At 33.8% G+C, this 17,755-nt stretch carries 18 protein-coding genes, 1 pseudogene and 1 riboswitch; of the genes and pseudogenes, 6 read left to right on the top strand and 13 right to left on the bottom strand.

All coding sequences use genetic code 11. From position 1 onward, the window contains the following. Positions 1-47: 47 nt before the first annotated feature. Positions 48-287, top strand: a complete 240-nt coding sequence (locus tag AABM59_RS02460) for a NifU family protein (protein WP_338407393.1) — start codon at positions 48-50, stop codon at positions 285-287. Positions 288-464: 177 nt separating this feature from the next. Beyond that, positions 465-794, top strand: a pseudogene (locus tag AABM59_RS02455) (ferredoxin). Between the two features lie 55 nt (positions 795-849). On the opposite strand, the gene AABM59_RS02450 reads toward AABM59_RS02455, so the two are convergent. Beyond that, a complete protein-coding gene (locus AABM59_RS02450; RefSeq protein WP_338407392.1) occupies positions 850-1,227 on the bottom strand; it encodes a DUF3127 domain-containing protein in 378 nt (125 codons plus the stop codon). Positions 1,228-1,641: 414 nt separating this feature from the next. Between AABM59_RS02450 and AABM59_RS02445 the strand changes: the two genes are divergently transcribed. Continuing rightward, positions 1,642-2,802 (top strand): HAMP domain-containing sensor histidine kinase, encoded by a 1,161-nt coding sequence (locus AABM59_RS02445; RefSeq protein WP_338407391.1) that lies wholly within the window; start codon positions 1,642-1,644, stop codon positions 2,800-2,802. 61 nt (positions 2,803-2,863) lie between these two features. Here the strand turns inward: AABM59_RS02445 and AABM59_RS02440 are convergent, their stop codons facing one another. Then, positions 2,864-3,253, bottom strand: coding sequence for an HIT family protein (locus tag AABM59_RS02440; protein ID WP_338407390.1), 390 nt, complete (start codon positions 3,251-3,253; stop codon positions 2,864-2,866). A gap of 50 nt (positions 3,254-3,303) precedes the next feature. Further along, complete coding sequence (greA, locus tag AABM59_RS02435; protein WP_338407389.1) at positions 3,304-3,780, bottom strand: transcription elongation factor GreA; 477 nt, start codon at positions 3,778-3,780, stop codon at positions 3,304-3,306. A gap of 165 nt (positions 3,781-3,945) precedes the next feature. On the opposite strand from greA, the gene AABM59_RS02430 reads away from it, so the two are divergent. Then, positions 3,946-4,362, top strand: a complete 417-nt coding sequence (locus AABM59_RS02430; protein ID WP_338407388.1) for a hypothetical protein — start codon at positions 3,946-3,948, stop codon at positions 4,360-4,362. Between the two features lie 49 nt (positions 4,363-4,411). Here AABM59_RS02430 and AABM59_RS02425 read toward each other — a convergent pair whose 3' ends face one another. From AABM59_RS02425 to AABM59_RS02395, 7 genes are all read right to left on the bottom strand, one after another. Continuing rightward, on the bottom strand, positions 4,412-6,574 hold the full coding sequence (locus tag AABM59_RS02425) for a TonB-dependent receptor (RefSeq protein ID WP_338407387.1): 2,163 nt from the start codon (positions 6,572-6,574) through the stop codon (positions 4,412-4,414). An 87-nt stretch (positions 6,575-6,661) separates the two neighbouring features. Then, positions 6,662-6,755, bottom strand: a riboswitch (TPP riboswitch). Positions 6,756-6,824: 69 nt separating this feature from the next. Beyond that, the gene (gene arfB, locus AABM59_RS02420) at positions 6,825-7,226 is read right to left on the bottom strand and encodes an alternative ribosome rescue aminoacyl-tRNA hydrolase ArfB (protein WP_338407386.1); all 402 of its coding nucleotides are present in this window, start codon (positions 7,224-7,226) and stop codon (positions 6,825-6,827) included. A 2-nt stretch (positions 7,227-7,228) separates the two neighbouring features. Beyond that, a complete protein-coding gene (locus AABM59_RS02415; RefSeq protein ID WP_338407385.1) occupies positions 7,229-9,349 on the bottom strand; it encodes a DUF4301 family protein in 2,121 nt (706 codons plus the stop codon). Then, positions 9,301-9,933, bottom strand: coding sequence for a nicotinamide riboside transporter PnuC (pnuC, locus tag AABM59_RS02410; protein WP_338407384.1), 633 nt, complete (start codon positions 9,931-9,933; stop codon positions 9,301-9,303). Before pnuC ends, AABM59_RS02415 begins: the two co-directional genes overlap by 49 nt. 4 nt (positions 9,934-9,937) lie before the next feature. Continuing rightward, a complete protein-coding gene (locus AABM59_RS02405) occupies positions 9,938-10,183 on the bottom strand; it encodes a geranylgeranylglyceryl/heptaprenylglyceryl phosphate synthase (RefSeq protein ID WP_338407383.1) in 246 nt (81 codons plus the stop codon). Further along, entirely contained in the window at positions 10,153-10,653 is a 501-nt protein-coding gene (locus AABM59_RS02400; RefSeq protein ID WP_338407382.1) for a geranylgeranylglyceryl/heptaprenylglyceryl phosphate synthase, read from the bottom strand. Before AABM59_RS02400 ends, AABM59_RS02405 begins: the two co-directional genes overlap by 31 nt. 4 nt (positions 10,654-10,657) lie before the next feature. Next, positions 10,658-11,290 carry a 4'-phosphopantetheinyl transferase superfamily protein gene (locus tag AABM59_RS02395; RefSeq protein WP_338407381.1) on the bottom strand — a complete coding sequence of 211 codons (633 nt, stop codon included), beginning with the start codon at positions 11,288-11,290 and terminating at the stop codon, positions 10,658-10,660. Positions 11,291-11,526: 236 nt separating this feature from the next. Between AABM59_RS02395 and ahcY the strand changes: the two genes are divergently transcribed. After that, entirely contained in the window at positions 11,527-12,843 is a 1,317-nt protein-coding gene (ahcY, locus tag AABM59_RS02390) for an adenosylhomocysteinase (RefSeq protein WP_338407380.1), read from the top strand. A 335-nt stretch (positions 12,844-13,178) separates the two neighbouring features. Here the strand turns inward: ahcY and AABM59_RS02385 are convergent, their stop codons facing one another. From AABM59_RS02385 to rplU, 3 genes are all read right to left on the bottom strand, one after another. Then, entirely contained in the window at positions 13,179-15,143 is a 1,965-nt protein-coding gene (locus AABM59_RS02385; RefSeq protein ID WP_338407379.1) for a sulfatase-like hydrolase/transferase, read from the bottom strand. A gap of 291 nt (positions 15,144-15,434) precedes the next feature. After that, positions 15,435-15,701 carry a 50S ribosomal protein L27 gene (gene rpmA / locus AABM59_RS02380; protein ID WP_035669638.1) on the bottom strand — a complete coding sequence of 89 codons (267 nt, stop codon included), beginning with the start codon at positions 15,699-15,701 and terminating at the stop codon, positions 15,435-15,437. A gap of 23 nt (positions 15,702-15,724) precedes the next feature. Beyond that, positions 15,725-16,150, bottom strand: coding sequence for a 50S ribosomal protein L21 (gene rplU, locus AABM59_RS02375; protein WP_338407378.1), 426 nt, complete (start codon positions 16,148-16,150; stop codon positions 15,725-15,727). A gap of 273 nt (positions 16,151-16,423) precedes the next feature. On the opposite strand from rplU, the gene AABM59_RS02370 reads away from it, so the two are divergent. Next, a complete protein-coding gene (locus AABM59_RS02370) occupies positions 16,424-17,749 on the top strand; it encodes a pitrilysin family protein (RefSeq protein WP_338407377.1) in 1,326 nt (441 codons plus the stop codon). The last annotated feature ends 6 nt before the right edge of the window (positions 17,750-17,755 follow it).

Below are 17,755 nucleotides of genomic sequence, written 5' to 3'. Positions count from 1 at the left end.
AAATAAACATTCAAATGATCCCGTTTTCAATCCTCAAATAAAAAAAAATGACAACAGAAGAATTAAATATCGAAGTTCTAAAAGCACTCGAGGAAATTCGTCCTTTTTTGAATGGTGACGGCGGAGACATATCGCTCGTGTCTATTGAAGACGGAAAACACGTAACAGTAAGACTCGAGGGAGCTTGCACTAATTGTAGCGTAAACCAAATGACACTTAAAGCTGGAGTAGAAACGACCATCAAAAAATTTGCTCCTCAAATAGAAACTGTTGTTAATATTGAATAAAAATTATTGTACTAAGCTTTCGAAGAAGTGGCCAAATAGTATATGCAATATCTTTTGTTGCATAACGATCTGACTTAGTTGTATCCATTAGAACATATTAAATGAAGTTTATTTAACTTCAAAAAAAGTGGTATTGTAAAGCAATCCTGTGCACAAATAGCAAAACCCTAGAACTAAATAATGGATATTAAAATTAAAATTACTGACCGAAAAGGGGTAACTCACGAAGTAAAAGTCCCTACCGATATGGGGCTAAATCTAATGCAAGTTGTTCGTGCTTATGAACTTGAACCCAACGGAACAATATGAGTTTGTGGCGGAATGGCAATGTGTTCTACTTGTCAATGTTATGCCATAAAAGATGTTAATCTACCTAGAAAAGGGGAAGCAGAAGAAGTTATGCTTGCAAAATTATTGCATGTAAAACATAACAGTCGTTTGAGTTGTCAAATTTCAATCGTACAAGAATTAGATGGTTTAGAGATAGCAATGGCACCAATGATGTAGTTATTATAATCCCATAAAAAAAGGCTTTTCGGAAACGAAAAGCCTTTTTGTTTTTTTAGAAAGGCAAATCATCTGGTTCGTCTTCGTTTAAGCTAGCCGCAGGCGGGAACGCAGCTGCTGCTGGTATTGGAACAGATTGTGTAGGTTCTGCCTCAGCTTGAGCTTTCCCAATTCTCCAACCTTGGATTGTATTAAAATAAACGGCTTCTCCTTGTGGATTAATCCATTCTCTACCTCTTAAATTAATGTCGATTTTTACAGCATCTCCAACTTGGAAGTTATTCAACAAATCGCATTTATCTTGAACAAACTGTACCAAAATACTTTGTGGGTATTGTTCGTCAGTTGTAACAACAACATCTCTTTTTTTGAAACCTGCTGATCCAACCTCTTTGGTTTGATCAATCATTTTGATTTTTCCTGTAACTTCCATTTTATCTATTTTTATTATTGTTGTTTTATATTTAAATTCCTTTGGCAGAAGCGTTTTATATGTAACGGAACCTCTAAAGGGAAAATTTGATTTACAAATATATCAATTTCTTCAATAGTAGGCAAACTATTAATGTTGTCAATTTTTATCCAATATGGTGCTAATTTTAATTTAAACAAAAGTAGTAAATAGGAATAAGAGTGTGAAATTTTAGAAAAAAAATTATTAAAAAAACGACTGCCCTAGCCCTGATGGAAGGGAAAATACTTTTTTTATCAAACCTCAAAGGTTATAAAAACCTTTGAGGTTTTTTTGATAAAAAAAGATTTGGAATGACAGCGGGAAAAAGCTCCAGAAAAAAAATTCAGCCATACTTCTATAATTTCGTTATATTTATGCCACAAAAATTAACTTATGAAGTTTTCTAAAAGTAGAAACGCAACTCGCTGGATCATCATCTTTGCCTCCTTTTTAATCATTTCATTAATTCTTTGGAATACCTATACTTTTTTCCAAATTTTTAAAAATGAGGAGCGATTGAAAATGGAGGTTTTGGCCGAAAGCATAAAAACCATTAATAGGGCGAATCTTGAAACGGACGATATTGAGTTGCCTAGACAAATCATTAGTAACAATAAAACAATACCTGTTATTGTAACAACCCAAGAGGGAACAATTGTCAATACAGCAAATATTGACGAGGACATTTCCAAAAATCCAATAAAAATAAAATCTCTTTTGTCAAAATTAAAAACTGAAAATAGTCCAATTATTATTGAACTTTCGGGGGAATTTCAATATCTATATTACGGAAATTCTACTTTAATAAAAAAACTTAAATATTATCCTGTGGCATTATTGCTCATCATCGTGCTTTTTACCGGACTGGTTTATAATTTCTACAGAAGTACTAAGATGGCAACCCAAAACAAACTTTGGGCGGGAATGGCGAAGGAAACGGCGCACCAAATAGGAACGCCGCTTTCCTCATTAATAGGTTGGGTAGAACTCCTAAAGGTCGAAAATGTTTACAAAACCATTACTATCGAAATAGAAAGAGACATAGAGCGGCTGAAAACCATAACAGATCGATTTTCAAAAATAGGCTCGGAACCAAAACTAGAAAACAGGGATGTCGTTCAGGAAACGCAAGAATCTTATGATTATTTACAGTCCCGATTTTCTAAACAAGTCGAGTTTTCATTCAAGGCGCCAAACAAACGTATTACTGTTTTGATGAATCCCACTTTGCACGGTTGGACGATTGAAAACCTAGTTAAAAATGCCATTGACGCGATGAAGGGAAGAGGGAAATTAGCGGTTTTCATTGAAGAAGATGGAGAATCCGTAAAAATAAAAGTCTCGGATACTGGATATGGAATTCCCAAAAAACAATTTAAAAACGTTTTTGAACCTGGATTTACAACCAAGAAACGGGGCTGGGGTTTAGGGCTTTCGTTGACAAAAAGAATTGTCGAGGAATATCATAAAGGAACGGTAAAGGTTCTGAGTTCTGAGATTGGAAAAGGAACTACGATGCAGGTTAGTTTTAAGAAAAGTAAAGCGATTGTTTAAAAAAGTTAGCCCCGAATTCACGAATTAAATATTTATTCGTGAATTCGGGGCTATACCTATTTTATGAATTTGAACTTATTGCTTTGGCCAAAGTTTCAAATTCTTCTTTATTCATTGACACTTTTTTCTGAAAACGCATTTCATCCATTTCGTTCAAAGGAATCAAATGAACATGTGCGTGGGGAACTTCAAGTCCAATGACGGTCATACCAATTCTTTTGCAAGGAATTGTTTTTTCGAGTGCCATGGCTATTTTCTTGGAGAACTGCATCAACCCAATATACAAATCGTCTTCAATATCGAAAATCTTGTCGATTTCCTGTTTTGGAACACATAAAGTATGTCCTTTTGCATTTGGATTTACATCCAAAAAAGCAATAAAATTATCATCCTCGGCTATTTTATAGCAAGGGATTTCTCCTTTTATAATTTTTGTAAAAATGCTTGACATTGTGATTTGTGATTTAGCCCTTCGACTGCTCTCAGGGGGACAATTAACAATTAATCGCGAGAAATTTCAAGAATTTCGAATTTCAACACTCCGTTTGGAACCGTAATTTCGGCAATGTCTCCAACGGAACTTCCTAGTAAACCTCTACCAATGGGAGATGTTACTGATATTTTTCCTGTTTTTAAGTCGGCTTCACTTTCGGCAACGAGTGTGTATTTCATTTCCATTCCATTGGAAAGATTCTTTATTTTTACGCTAGACAAAACCAATACTTTGGAAACATCTAATTGTGTTTCGTCAATTAATCTGGCGTTAGAATGTACATCTTCTAGTTTGGCAATTCTCATCTCCAACATACCTTGCGCTTCTTTGGCAGCGTCGTACTCGGCATTCTCGGATAAATCGCCTTTATCCCTTGCTTCTGCTATATCAGCGGATGCTTTTGGACGCATCACACTTTTTAAGTAATCTAATTCTTCTCTTAGTTTTTTTAATCCTTCGGCTGTGTAATAAGATACTGTACTCATAACGTCATCATTTATATAAAATAGAAAAAATCCCATCAGGACGGGATTTGTTTCCACAAAGATATTATTTTTATTTTTTAATTTACAATTTTATGCTAATCATATATAATTCAAAGTTAAATAAATTAAATTTGTTTCGCTAATTCTTTTAATATATTTTAAATAATGAAAAAGTATTTCTTTCTGTTGGTTGTTATTCCTCTTTTTTTTGGATGTACCCCCAATAATTTTAACAATAAAAACCCACATTTACCCAATTACACATTTACAGTAGATATCAATATGAATTTGCCTTCGTATTCCATTCTTCTATATCCAAGTAATGCGATTTATTACTCTAGTCAAGGTGTTCGAGGCTTATTTATTTTCAACACAGGAAGTGGTTACAATGCTTTTGATGCTGCTTGCCCTAATCAAGCTTTGGGAGCTTGTTCTACGATGACTATAAAAGGAATAAATGCTATATGTTCTTGTGATAGTGCTGAATATAGTTTATTTACGGGGCAATCCGCTGGAAAACAATATCCATTAAAACAATATCGTGCAGAGGTTAACGGGAATGTACTTCGGGTGTATAATTAAAAAATCCCGATAGTTAATCAGAATTTTATACAATTTATTACAAAAAGGTTTAGAACTTCAACGTCAATCCTGCCAAGAAATTGATTCCTGCTTGCGGATAATAATAAGGATATACATCCCACATATAGCCATTTGAAATATATTTTTTGTCTAAAATATTATTCACTAATCCTGTTATAAGAATTGATTTAAAGATTAATTTGGGTTTAAATTCATAACCAATATTCAAATCGTTCACAAAATAGCTCTCCAGTTTTGCATCAGCCAATTCAATGTTATTCATATATTGTTCACCAACAAATTTTTGCAAGAGTGAAATTTGCAAGCTTTCTATCGGTTTGTACACCAAAATATTTCCCGCAACAATCGAGGGTGAATAGGCAATAGTTGTGATTCCATAATTTTGACCGGCTACGTCCAAATCACTATTTTTATTTGTGCTTAAAGTAAAATTAGGTCTGATAATAAACTTTTCTGACACTGCAATTGTAGCATCAACTTCTAATCCTAAGCGGTAACTTTTATCGCTGTTAGAGCGAATTGGATTTCCTACATCGTCCAGTTTTCCAGTCAAAATTAGTTGATCTTTATAAGCCATATAATACATATTCGAATTGAATTTTACTTTCTCGGCAACATATCGCCAACCCAATTCAAAATCATTCAATTTTTCTGGTTTTGGACTTCCATTTTCATAGTCTGTTCGATTGGGTTCACGATTGGCTCTGGCATAAGAAAAATACAAAGCATTATTTTTATCAACATCAAAAGTGATTCCTGCTTTTGGATTAAAGAAATTAAACGTGTCATTCACTAAACCGGTATCGCTACTATTGGCCTTGTATTGCACATTTCTTAATTGCAAATCTCCGTAAAAACTTAAATTTTCCAACAATTGATAATTTGCTTTTGCAAATACATTCCCATCGGTTTTTGTTGCAAAGTCATGATAATAATGATCTCCCAACTCACTCTTAAAAGCGAAACGGGCCCAAATTACTTTACCAAAATGGTCGCCTTCATATTTATTATATCCTCCACCCAGGATTAAATCCATTTTCTCTTTTTTGTAAATCGCTGAAAATGTGGTTCCGTAGAAATCATTATCCAACCATTTTTGACGAATTAAATCGGTTGTACTGACTCCTGGTGCAGCTAAAACAGCAACTAATCCATATTTTGAAAATTTCTGGTTTTCTTTATATTCTTCATAATACCCTTTCCCTTTGGTGTAATGAAAGGCTAAATTTGTATTCCAATTCGCTGCGACTTTTTCATTCCAATGCAATTGATAATGATCTTGCTGGTAATTATCGGTTTGATTGTCATAAAACCGATTAGCACCAAATTCATCCGTAAATGCACCTGCAGAATTGAATGTTCTATCACTTTCCAATGTTGCTTTATCAATACCGTACCATGCTTGATAGGTTTTTTCTTTTCCGCCAAAAGCCAATGCTTTTATTAAGGTTGTTTTACCAACATAAGTACCTTGCAAAAAATACGATTTCAAATCAGAACTCGCTCTATCCACATAGCCGTCAGATTTTAAAGCAGACAAACGACCTGCAATTTCAAAATGGTTATTCATAAGTCCCGTACTGAATTTAACCGTATTTTTTTTACTATTAAAACTCCCCAAGGAGTTTGAAATCTCTCCAGTTGAATTATCAGCATAGGAATCCGTAAGCATATTTAGGCTTGCGCCAAAAGCACCCGCACCGTTAGTGGATGTTCCTACACCTCGTTGCAATTGCAAACTTTCTACAGAAGAAGCAAAATCAGGCATATTAACCCAATACGTTCCATGGCTTTCTGAATCATTATACGGAATTCCGTTGATAGTAATATTTACTCTAGTTGCGTCGCTTCCACGAACACGAATTCCTGTATAACCGACTCCATTTCCAGCATCGGAAGTGGTGACTACTGATGGCAAATAATTCATCAAAATGGGAATATCTTGTCCCAAATTTCGCAACTTGATTTCCTTTTTGTCCAAGTTGCTGAAACTAACCGGCATTTTTGAGGTGACACGAACTGCCGAAACCAAAACTTCATCAAGTTGGTTGACTTTTGTTGTGTCTTGTTGTTTCTCTTGCGAAAAAGAGAAAAAAGAAATTAGAAGAAAGAAGCTGATTGCTAAAAATCTACTCGAGTTTTTGGCAATGACTCTTGGCTCTTGGCCTTTTTTGTAAAATAAAATGTTCATCCGTAAAAGTTTTACGAATAAAAGGGGGAATTATTCTTTTGTTAAATTAAATTGATTGTTCCTATGACAAATAGATAGTGTGCACACTATTTTTTATCATTTTTTCCCTTGGCAGCATTACCCGCCCAGGTTCTTTGGGTATAATCTCAGCTCGTTATTTAGAGCACCCCTTTGAGACGGAACAAAAGTAGTTTTTTTCACCATTATAAAAAACAAAAAACACACTATTTTTCATTGCGAGGAATAACAACTAAAAGTCAGGCTTTCTCCGAGTTTTCTTAATTTCCGACAAATTCTTTTTGTCTTTTATCCGTTTTCGGATGACCGATTTTGGGATTTTTGTGGCTTTCCTGATTTTTGGAATCACAAGAGTGGCAGTAATTATATCCAGAAAACGTTTGGTTACAATCGTTTTGTTTTTAAATTGACTTCTATCTTCGTCACAGCTTAAAATCAGAATTTGTTCCGAGGTTAATCTCGAGGATAATTTAGCTTCCAACCTCATTTTTTCCTCATCTGACAAGGATTGGGATTTATTTAGATCAAAAGACAAGACTACTTTCGAGGAAACCTTGTTTACGTTTTGACCACCAGCACCACTGCTGCGAACGGCTTTGAACAGTAATTCGGATATGATTTTATGAGGTTTCAAATCTATTGTGGTTGATGTGCAGGCTTCAATAAATCGTTAACTGTTTTCACGGGACTGAAGGTAATCAACGGGACTTGAATAAAAATGGTTATCCATTTTGCCATTGCTCCATTCCATAAACCAGGTAATTCATAGCCTTTCAACGGTGTGCCATCTTTGTTTTTTTCGACAATAAAACCGCTATTTGGATCAATAAACTGAGTTAAATTGAATCTTTCTTTTTTATAATTTTGAATCCCGCAAACCAAATCCACAGGGTTGAAATGTGTCGCATCAGCAAGGATTTTAGCTTGGTTTGTATTCGTTAAATCTACTTGTGGAGTTTCAACAATTTGCAGGGAAACAACTCCTTTTGAATCTCGAACCCAGTATGGTCCTCCGCCAGGTTCTCCTTCGTTTTTTACCATTCCGCAAACACGAATCGGTCGGTCAAGAATATCTTTTATATAGGTAATTTTATTTTCTAAAGTATATTTCTGGAAATTACCAATTATTTCTATGTTCAAATTGTCTTTGGCGAAAGCGATGATTTCATCCAACTTATCTTCCTTCGTTTTTTCAATTTCTCTCAAATATTTAAAAATTTGTTGTTGTAACTCGACCATAATTCCTGCCAATGCCTTTTTGTACAAAGCGATACTTTCGATGTGATTTTGAATGACGTTGTCAATGTTTTTTATGAAAATAATATCGGCATCCAAATTATTCAGGTTTTCAATCAACGCCCCGTGACCTCCGGGACGAAAAACTAATTTGTTGTTTTCATCTCTAAAGGGATTGTTTAGCATGTCAACCGCAATGGTGTCTGTTGATTTGTTTTGATATGAATAACTAGTATTTATTGTGGTTCCTAATTCTTTTTCTACTTTTATTTTTACCGTATTTATGATGCTTTCAAATTGATTTTGATGTGCTTCCGAAACTGTAAAATGCAAATGAGAGGTGCCGTTTGAACTTGCATAATGAACACATTCATACAAATGTTCTTCGATAGCAGTTGCAATGTGGGTTTTATATATATGAAAAGGAAGGACTCCTTTTGGTTTATTGGCAAAATTAAAATACCCAGATGACAAAAGTAATTTTATAAAATAGTAGTTTTTATAATCTGTTTCCAATTCGTCATAATTGGGAAACGCTTCTTTCAATTTTATATTAACAGACTTATAAAACGGAAATTTTTCCAAGCCAACGATAAAAATAGAGAGTTCGCTATCTTCTTTTCTATTTATATATGCATTGATGCTTTCGTTTTCAACATCAAATTCATTCAAAAACGTACTCAAAAATTGAAACATTCTACTGGCCGCTCCAGAAGCTGGGACGAATTTTTTTAATTTCAAAGTTGATTTATTGGCATCAAAAAAATTTGCTTTTTGTTGAAAATCGTTTTCCGATAGTTTTAAAATTCCTTTGAAACCTTTAGCTGCTTCAACCAATACCACTTTGAAAATTCCATTTTTAAAAAAAGTTAATTGATTTTGTATGTTTACTAATGGGATTCCGTGTTCGTAAATTTGCACAAAATCAATAGAAGAAAATCCCATTTTTTTAGCTTTTTCCAAATCATTTACGATGGAAACAGCCTTGTTTAGACGCAAATTTTTATCTCCGGAAAGCGTAATAAAAGGTTTATTATTATCAATTAACGTTTGTTTAAAAACCGCAAAAACTGATTCCCGGCCTTCTGCTTTATCTCGCAACTCATCCTTTTCCCAAGGAACATCGATGTCTGTAAGAAAAAATAAATCGTATTCGTGTTCTAAAGCAGCTTGTTCTAATAAAGGATCACAAAAGTTGTAATACACTTCCGAAAACACTTTGGTTACCATTAAATTAGTATCGCAAAAAAGAAATTTATTGGCAGTTGATAGAATGTTGTTTTCTAACTTAGTTTGACCATAAGCTATTGGTAACATATCACCAACATCACAAATTTGGGCTGTATTATCCCATTTTTCCTGGAGATAATCCCGCGCAAATTCAGGAATCCAAGCCGTTTTAAAATGCTTGGCAAGTTGTATCGCTAATGTGGTTTTTCCGGTAGATTCGGGACCAAAAAGGACAATTTTTATTATTTTTGAACTTCCAATATTTGGGAGTTGTTTAAGATTTTCTTCCATTCTAAATAAGCTGAAACAGCTAAAATTGTAAAAATTAAATACTGCAAAGATAACATTCCCAGTCCGCGATAAGCATATAATGGGGTAACAATTAAATCACCTAAAATCCAAAGCGTCCAGTTTTCTATTTTTTTCATGGCCATATACCACATTCCTGTGAAAAATATACCCGAAGCTAAAATATCAATATAATTGTCTTTCTGTATTTCGTAATCAAAGAAATTATACACCCCGAAAACTACAAAAATTGTAACAAAAAACAATACGATTCCTATTATTTTTTCTCTGTTATTAGTTCTCGTGATTGAAAGATCACTTTTTTTATCGCCTTTTCGCGCCCAGTTATACCAACCATAAATACTCATTAGGCTAAAATATCCGTTGATCATCATGTCTCCAAGATAGCCTGCAATATAAAGTAAATAAGTCGTGATGATCGTAGCTATCAATCCTGTAGGATATACCAAAATATTTTCTTTTTTAGCAAACCAAACACTTAAAATACCAAATACAAAAGCAATAAATTCCAATACTATTTGGGTTGTTGATACATTTTTATAAGCATTCAAGAAAAATTCTATCATGTTTTTATTTATTAAAAAAATTAATGCTTTTTTCAAAAGCCATTCCAATTACAACTAAATCGACGCCCGAATTATAGGCTTTTTGAATTTCTTGCAAATCTATAATTCCTCCTCCAACAAGCAATGGAATTTCGATGTTTTTAGAAATAAATTGTATCATTCCTAACGGAACAGCTTGTTTTGCGCCACTACCCGCTTCGAGGTAAATAAGTTTGTTGCCTAACATTTCTCCGGCTTGGGCTGTTGCCAATGCCAATTCGTATTGTCTCTTTCTAAAGGTGTTGTTTTGCTTATCCGTTCTACGGCAATTTCCGAACCGCTTTCTACCAAAATATATCCAGTCGAAATGATCTCAAGTTGGATTTTCTTTAAAATGGGTGCGGCATTCACTTGGAGTTCAATTAGAAAACTGGGGTTTCTTCCGGAAATTAAGGAAAGAAATAAAATAGCATCGGCTATATCAGAAATTTGAGATGGATTTTCAGGGAAAAGCACGACTGGAAGAAAACAGTTTTGTTTAATTTTTGAAATTAAATCATCGAGAAAATTTGTTTCTACAAGGCTTCCGCCAATGAAAATGTGTGTGGCTGGCGATTGATTTATTTTTTTAATTAAACGCGCTAAGTTGTTCCAATCGATTTTATCAGGGTCGAGAAGAATCGCGAGTAATTTCTCGTTATTGGCTTTTGATTTTAGGATGTTATTGTAAATACTTGTCATTTTTTTACTTTTCAAAAGCATAAACCAAAGTAAAATTTTCAATTTCTTCAAAATGAAACGTAAATTCTCGTGCTTTATTTTGGAAAGTTAAAGTTGCAATTCCCGATTTGTCTTTCATTTCAAATGCTTTTGTTTGAATGTGATTTTTGAAACTAATCCCGATTTCATTGCAGATTTTAAAAATAGATTCTTTGATTCCCCAAATCACGGTTAGTTTCCTAATATATTTTTCTTGGTTTTGTTTGTTTAAAAATTCAAACTCATAATCCACAAATTTATCTGCGATTCGGAGAATTTTTTCTCTTTGCATTTCGATGTCGATGCCCGCTTTTTGGTCGCTAATAATGATTGTCGAAAATTCGTGAGAATGCGAAATAGAAATGTGTTTCCCGTCTTTAAGATGCGGTTTCCCAAATTCGTCGTATTCCAAATCAAAATCAGTATGGCCTTTTTCTTGTAATAATTTGCGAACGCTCAAGAAAGCACGCTGGTGCAATTCCGACTTCATTCCTTTGAACCGAAGTGTGTTTGTAGCATTTAAAGTTACTTCATTGCTCAATTGCGCTAAGGATTCTGTTATTTTCCAAACGAGAATTTGGGTTGTTGGACTGAAATTTATGGTTTTATAAAGTGGCATAGTAACAACGTGATTTTTAGCCCTGATGGAAACGGCATCCTTTTATGGCGGTGTTCGCCATGAAAGATATAGTGTACAGCAGGAAATTACTTCGAAAAACTCGCAATGACATTATTATTTCGTTATAATTCAAAAGATTAGGCGATTAAACATTTCATAAATATTTACGAAAATTATTAATTTATAAAGTTAATTCGTAAATTTGCAAAAATTTTACAATTACAAATATACTATAAATGAGTACTACAACTATGCCTTATGTGGCTTTCAAAGTAAAAGACATTTCCTTAGCGGCTTGGGGAAGAAAAGAAATTGAATTGGCGGAAGCTGAAATGCCAGGTTTAATGGCGCTTCGTGCGGAATACAAAAACGAACAACCTCTTGCTGGCGCTCGTATCGCGGGATGTTTGCATATGACTATTCAAACTGCGGTTTTGATTGAAACGTTAATCGCTTTGGGAGCAGAAGTTACTTGGAGTTCTTGCAACATTTTCTCTACTCAAGATCAAGCTGCTGCTGCAATTGCTACTGCGGGGATTCAAGTATATGCTTGGAAAGGATTGAACGAGCCAGATTTTGACTGGTGTATTGAGCAAACTTTGTTCTTTGGCGAAGATAGAAAACCATTAAATATGATTTTGGACGATGGTGGAGATTTGACGAATATGGTTATTGACCGTTACCCAGAATTAGTTGCTGGAATTAAAGGATTGTCTGAAGAAACTACCACTGGAGTTCACAGATTATACGAAAGAGTAAAAGCGGGAACGTTGCCAATGCCTGCCATCAACGTAAATGACTCGGTTACTAAATCGAAATTTGACAACAAATACGGTTGTAAAGAATCTGCAGTGGATGCGGTTCGTCGTGCAACTGATATTATGCTTGCTGCAAAAAGAGTAATCGTTTGTGGATATGGCGATGTTGGAAAAGGAACAGCAGCTTCATTTAGAGGTGCTGGGTCTATTGTAACAGTTACGGAAATTGACCCAATTTGTGCGCTTCAAGCGGCAATGGATGGTTTTGAAGTTAAAAAATTAGATACCGTTATTGCAACTGCAGATATTATCATTACAACTACTGGAAATAAAGATATTGTTTTGGGTTCTCATTTCGAAAAAATGAAAGACAAAACTATCGTTTGTAACATTGGACATTTTGATAACGAAATTGATATGGCTTGGTTGAATTCAAACCACGGTGCATCAAAAGTTGAAATCAAACCACAAGTGGACAAATATACTATTGCTGGAAATGACATTATCATTTTGGCCGAAGGTCGTTTGGTAAACCTTGGTTGTGCTACAGGTCACCCAAGTTTTGTAATGAGTAATTCATTCACCAACCAAACTTTAGCTCAAATTGAATTATGGAAAAACAGCACGGCATATAACAATGACGTGTATATGTTACCAAAACATTTGGACGAAAAAGTGGCTATGTTGCACTTAGCCAAATTAGGTGTTGAACTAGAAACTTTACGTGTTGACCAAGCTGATTATATTGGTGTTCCTGTTGAAGGCCCATTCAAACCAGAGTATTACAGATATTAGATTGTTGATTAGCAATTTATGATTTCAGATTTAGAACCCTTGCAGCAATGTGAGGGTTTTTTGTTTAAAAAAGTATAATTAAATTGGATATCGTTATTTAAGAACTAGAGAGATAAAAATACCCATTTCTTTTGAAACAAGTTATCGGGTTTTATGAAAATTCTCTGGATTATCCTTCAATTGGAAGATATAGACACATACGATTCCTAATTATCTCTTTTCTTTTGGAAGTGAACAAGGTACTCTACTCTAGTGTGATGCTTGTGCTTTTTATTCCTTTCCGTTTTTGTTATTTACTTGTTCTTTTCAATAATTATAGGTGTTGCTACAATGTGTTATTTTTTTAGTTTTAGCCCTTCATTTTTAAATAAATCAAAAGCTGTTTGATAATACGAAATAGCTTCGTTTAGAAACAATAAATTGGTTTTTTGGACTGTCAATTCATTAGTCGATGAATTCCATTGATAAAAAGTATGATTCTTATGATTGTCTAAAATAAGAAGTTTATCTCCTTTTAAAAGCCCTAATTTTATGTGATTTGCAATTAAAGCTCTTTCCTCTTTTGGTTTCATTTTACTAATATCTTTACCAAAAAGATTAGATTCATAAGACCAATGTAAATAGCCAAATAATGTAGGGAATAAATCAATTTGCGAACTTAGTTTGTTAACTTCTTCAGGAAGTGTGTTTTGCAAATTGTAAATAAATGCAGGAACATGATAACTCTTTACGTTAATTTCTGATCTCCCTGCACTATAAGCACAATGGTCTGAGACTATTACAAATACGGTGTTTTTAAACCAAGGTTTGTTTTTTGCTTCTTTAAAAAATTTATTAAAAGCCCAATCTGTATATTTTAAGGCGCCATCTCTATTGGTTCCTGAAGGAATGTCAATAATGTCATCTGGATATGTATAAGGTTTGTGGTTACTACTGGTCATTATGAAATTAAAAAAAGGTTTTTGAAGTTTATGTTGTTTATCCGCTTCATTTAAAACCTTATCATATAAGTCTCCATCACAAACGCCCCAAGCATTTTTAAAAGTAACTTCATCATCTGTAATTTGATTTCTATTCGTTGGGAATACTTCATCAAAACGATTTTTGTTTTTTCTGTCAACGATATCAAACCCATTATTTGCAAAGAAAACATTCATATTGTCAAAATGACCATCCCCACCATAAAAAAATGTTCGAGTGTATCCTTTTTGTTTAAAAACTTCACCTATAGTAAATAAATTGTTGTTGTTTTCTCGCTTTACAATGCTTCGCCCAGGAGTTGGTGGAATGCAAAGTGCAATGGCCTCCATTCCTCTAATTGTTCTTGTGCCGGTAGCTTGTAAATTTGTGAAAAATATTGATTTTCTAGCTAACGAATCTATGGTTGGGAGTAGTTTTTTTTCATTTCCAAAGCGTTGCATAAATTCGGCGCTTACACTTTCTAACCCTATGAAAATAACATTTGGAGTTTGTTCTTTACCTTCATTTACAATAGTCCGTTTAATACTTTTTGTATTTCCATTGAAGCTGGAGTTTTCTTCAATAATTAGTGTTCTAATGGTTTTATAAACTGTATCAGAGGGTTGTGTTTCATAAAAATCAATATAATTTAACTCGCCCGCATTATAAGCTGCAAAAAAAGAATAAATACCCGATTTTGTTATTTCATTTTCATATTGATTCAAGAAATTTTCGGCCTGACTATTTTTAACGTTTATATGAAAGCCCACCAGAATTAACATCCAAAAGAGTGTTGGGATTATTTTTGTTGTAAAAGAATTGGAATTAATGAATGTATCGTTAAATGCATTTTTATTTTTTGCAATTTTAATAGCCAAAAAAGTAACAATAATTATAATTCCAACAATAATGGGTAATGAATACGATTGGTTTATGTTTTGAACAACTTCGTAGGTATACAACAAATAATCAACCGCAATAAAATTAAAGCGTTTTTGATATTCTCCCCAAAAAGCAAGTTCAGCTAAAAAAGAAAATATCATAAAAAATAGCAATAAAGCATAGGAGGTATTTGTGAGGATTTTATCTAAAACACTTCCGTGTAATTTACTTGGAAGCACTAATAAATAAATAGAGTAAAATGTTAAAACATAGGAAAGGCAGCCTAGGTCAAATAAGAGCCCTATTCCAAAAATTCTGGTGAAGTTTAGGAAAGAAAAATCAATCTCGCTAAAAGACCAAATATAGAGTGTGACTCTAATACTAAAAGCAAACACTAGAAATGTAGCGGCAAAAGTTTTTACTAAAGAAAATCGTTTGGGGAATAATAATTTTAACATCAACTAAATATTTTAATGGAACTCTAACCGCTTTTTTTCCTAAATCAATCGTTAAAGGAACAGAAAATTAAAAAGCATATCCCATTTCTTGCTCGACAAGAACTTTCAAAAGGCTAGGCACTTTTCTTAAAAACCTTGAAATATAATCATTAATTTCATATCTCGACTCCCTCTTCTTAAGATTGTTTGGTTCGGATAGCTATCGGAATACGTAATGAAAGATCCGGGCAAGGAAAATAAAAAAAACCCGTTTCTCACGAAACGGGTTTTTTAATGAATTGAAAAAATCAATTATGCTTCAACTTCGAATGGAAGTATTGATACATACGATTTATTATCTCTTTTCTTTTGGAAGAAAACAACTCCGTCTACTCTTGCGTGTAGTGTGTGATCTTTACTGATGTAAACGTTTTCACCTGGATTATGTTTTGAACCTCTTTGTCTTACGATGATGTTCCCCGCAATAGCAGCTTGTCCACCAAAAATCTTAACGCCTAAACGTTTTGATTCTGATTCTCTACCATTCTTGGAACTACCGACACCTTTCTTGTGAGCCATGACGTATTGGTTTTATTTTGTTATTATTCTACTGTATCTTCTTTTTTAGCCTTTGGAGCTTTTTTTACTTTTGGAGCGGCAACTTCTTCAGTAGCAACTTCAATAGTTTCTTTTTTGGCAGCGGCTTTTTTAGGAGCTGAAGCTGTAATACCTTCGATTACAATTTGAGTAAGATACTGACGGTGTCCGTTTCTCTTTTTGTAACCTTTTCTTCTTTTCTTTTTGAAAACGATTACTTTATCTCCTTTTAAGTGTTGTAACACTTTGGCTTCTACTGAAGCACCTTCTATAGCTGGGGCGCCTATTGTGATTGTACCGTTATCGTCTAACAAATAAACTTTGTCGAAAGAAACTTTAGTTCCTTCTTCATTTGTCAAACGGTGAACGTAAACCTTTAGGTCTTTGCTAACTTTAAACTGTTGCCCTGCTATCTCTACGATTGCATACATAACAAATTGTTTTATAAATTTTTAAGGTTGCAAATATACAATTAAATATTTATCCTGCAATTAGTTCCTTCAAAAAAATAATTTAATAGTTTTATGGCCTTTCCCCAAAGGCTTTGTGAGGGTTTTTACTGTTTTTCGAAAGCTTTTTTAGAAGAATAAGTTAAACTTTTGACAAAAACAGAATCCTTTACAATTAACAATAAAAAAAAATTAATTTTGTTGTAACAAAAATCTTTTTTTATTACCAATAGTAAATAAAATTTATTAATCCTTATGAAAAATTCATTAATGGCTTTAGGTACAATGCTTATGCTTGGCGGAGTTGCTTCGGCTCAAAAAGTAGCTTTTGAAGAATTTACTTTAGACAATGGTCTTCACGTAATTCTGCACAACGATGCCTCGGCACCCGTAATTATTACTTCGGTAATGTATCATGTAGGTGCAAAAGACGAAAATCCTGAAAGAACAGGTTTTGCTCATTTTTTTGAGCATTTATTATTCGAGGGAACCGCAAATATCAAACGGGGTGAATGGTTCAAAATTGTAACTGCTAATGGCGGAACAAACAATGCTAACACCACCGAAGACAGAACTTATTATTACGAAGTTTTCCCTTCGAATAATCTAGAATTGGGACTTTGGATGGAATCCGAAAGAATGATGCACCCGGTAATCAACAAAATTGGAGTGGACACCCAAAACGAAGTAGTAAAAGAGGAAAAAAGACTGCGTGTTGATAATCAACCTTACGGAAGTTTGATTGCCGAGGTTAAGAAAAACATGTTTGTTAATCATCCGTATCGCTGGGCGCCAATTGGTTCTATGGAACATTTAGATGCCGCCACTTTAGAAGAGTTTCAAGCTTTCAACAAAAAATTCTATACCCCAAACAATTCGGTATTAGTAGTTGCTGGCCAAATCGACATTGCTCAAACAAAAGAATGGATACAAAAATATTTTGGTGCAATTCCGAAGGGTGAAGTCTTGAAAAAAGAAACTTTTACCGAAGAACCGATAACGCAAACGATAAACGCGACCTACCAAGATCCGAATATCCAGCTTCCAATGTTAGTCGCTTCCTACAGAACACCTTCGATGAAAACTAGAGATGCCCGGGTTTTGGATTTAGTTTCTTCTTATTTAAGTGACGGAAAAAGTTCTAAATTATATAAGAAAATCGTGGATCAGAAAAAAATGGCTTTGCAAATTGGAGCCTTCAACTATAGTCAGGAAGATTATGGTATGTATATATTGTATGGTTTGCCAATGGGAACTGTTACTTCTGCAGATTTATTGAAAGAGATTGATGAAGAAATTGTAAATATTCAAACCGATTTGATTTCGGAGAAAGACTATCAAAAACTGCAAAACACATTCGACAATCAATTTGTAAATGCGAATGCCGGTGTAGAAGGAATTGCCGAAAATTTAGCAAAATACTATATGCTCTTCGGTGACGTCAATTTGATTAATTCCGAAATTGAATTGTACCACTCCATTACACGAGAAGAAATTAGAGATGTTGCAAAAAAATATTTGAACCCAAATCAAAGATTAATTTTAGATTACGTTCCTTCTAAAGATCAAGCTCAAAACTAAGACACT

The sequence above is a fragment of the uncultured Flavobacterium sp. genome (assembly GCF_963925185.1).
In the GTDB taxonomy this organism is placed as follows: Bacteria; Bacteroidota; Bacteroidia; order Flavobacteriales; family Flavobacteriaceae; genus Flavobacterium.
Note: the sequence above shows the minus strand (reverse complement) of the source record. Positions and strands in the feature narration are given on the sequence as shown.

What these genes read in the sequence shown, in the direction of transcription:
- AABM59_RS02450 (WP_338407392.1), bottom strand. Translation starts at nt 1,227, where the DNA reads ATGGAAGTTACAGGAAAAATCAAAATGATTGATCAAACCAAAGAGGTT.
- AABM59_RS02395 (WP_338407381.1), bottom strand. Translation starts at nt 11,290, where the DNA reads ATGCCACTTTATAAAACCATAAATTTCAGTCCAACAACCCAAATTCTC.
- AABM59_RS02370 (WP_338407377.1), top strand. Translation starts at nt 16,424, where the DNA reads ATGAAAAATTCATTAATGGCTTTAGGTACAATGCTTATGCTTGGCGGA.
- AABM59_RS02430 (WP_338407388.1), top strand. Translation starts at nt 3,946, where the DNA reads ATGAAAAAGTATTTCTTTCTGTTGGTTGTTATTCCTCTTTTTTTTGGA.
- pnuC (WP_338407384.1), bottom strand. Translation starts at nt 9,933, where the DNA reads ATGATAGAATTTTTCTTGAATGCTTATAAAAATGTATCAACAACCCAA.
- AABM59_RS02385 (WP_338407379.1), bottom strand. Translation starts at nt 15,143, where the DNA reads ATGTTAAAATTATTATTCCCCAAACGATTTTCTTTAGTAAAAACTTTT.
- AABM59_RS02415 (WP_338407385.1), bottom strand. Translation starts at nt 9,349, where the DNA reads ATGGAAGAAAATCTTAAACAACTCCCAAATATTGGAAGTTCAAAAATA.
- rpmA (WP_035669638.1), bottom strand. Translation starts at nt 15,701, where the DNA reads ATGGCTCACAAGAAAGGTGTCGGTAGTTCCAAGAATGGTAGAGAATCA.
- AABM59_RS02400 (WP_338407382.1), bottom strand. Translation starts at nt 10,653, where the DNA reads ATGACAAGTATTTACAATAACATCCTAAAATCAAAAGCCAATAACGAG.
- ahcY (WP_338407380.1), top strand. Translation starts at nt 11,527, where the DNA reads ATGAGTACTACAACTATGCCTTATGTGGCTTTCAAAGTAAAAGACATT.
- rplU (WP_338407378.1), bottom strand. Translation starts at nt 16,150, where the DNA reads ATGTATGCAATCGTAGAGATAGCAGGGCAACAGTTTAAAGTTAGCAAA.
- greA (WP_338407389.1), bottom strand. Translation starts at nt 3,780, where the DNA reads ATGAGTACAGTATCTTATTACACAGCCGAAGGATTAAAAAAACTAAGA.
- AABM59_RS02445 (WP_338407391.1), top strand. Translation starts at nt 1,642, where the DNA reads ATGAAGTTTTCTAAAAGTAGAAACGCAACTCGCTGGATCATCATCTTT.
- AABM59_RS02425 (WP_338407387.1), bottom strand. Translation starts at nt 6,574, where the DNA reads ATGAACATTTTATTTTACAAAAAAGGCCAAGAGCCAAGAGTCATTGCC.
- AABM59_RS02440 (WP_338407390.1), bottom strand. Translation starts at nt 3,253, where the DNA reads ATGTCAAGCATTTTTACAAAAATTATAAAAGGAGAAATCCCTTGCTAT.
- AABM59_RS02460 (WP_338407393.1), top strand. Translation starts at nt 48, where the DNA reads ATGACAACAGAAGAATTAAATATCGAAGTTCTAAAAGCACTCGAGGAA.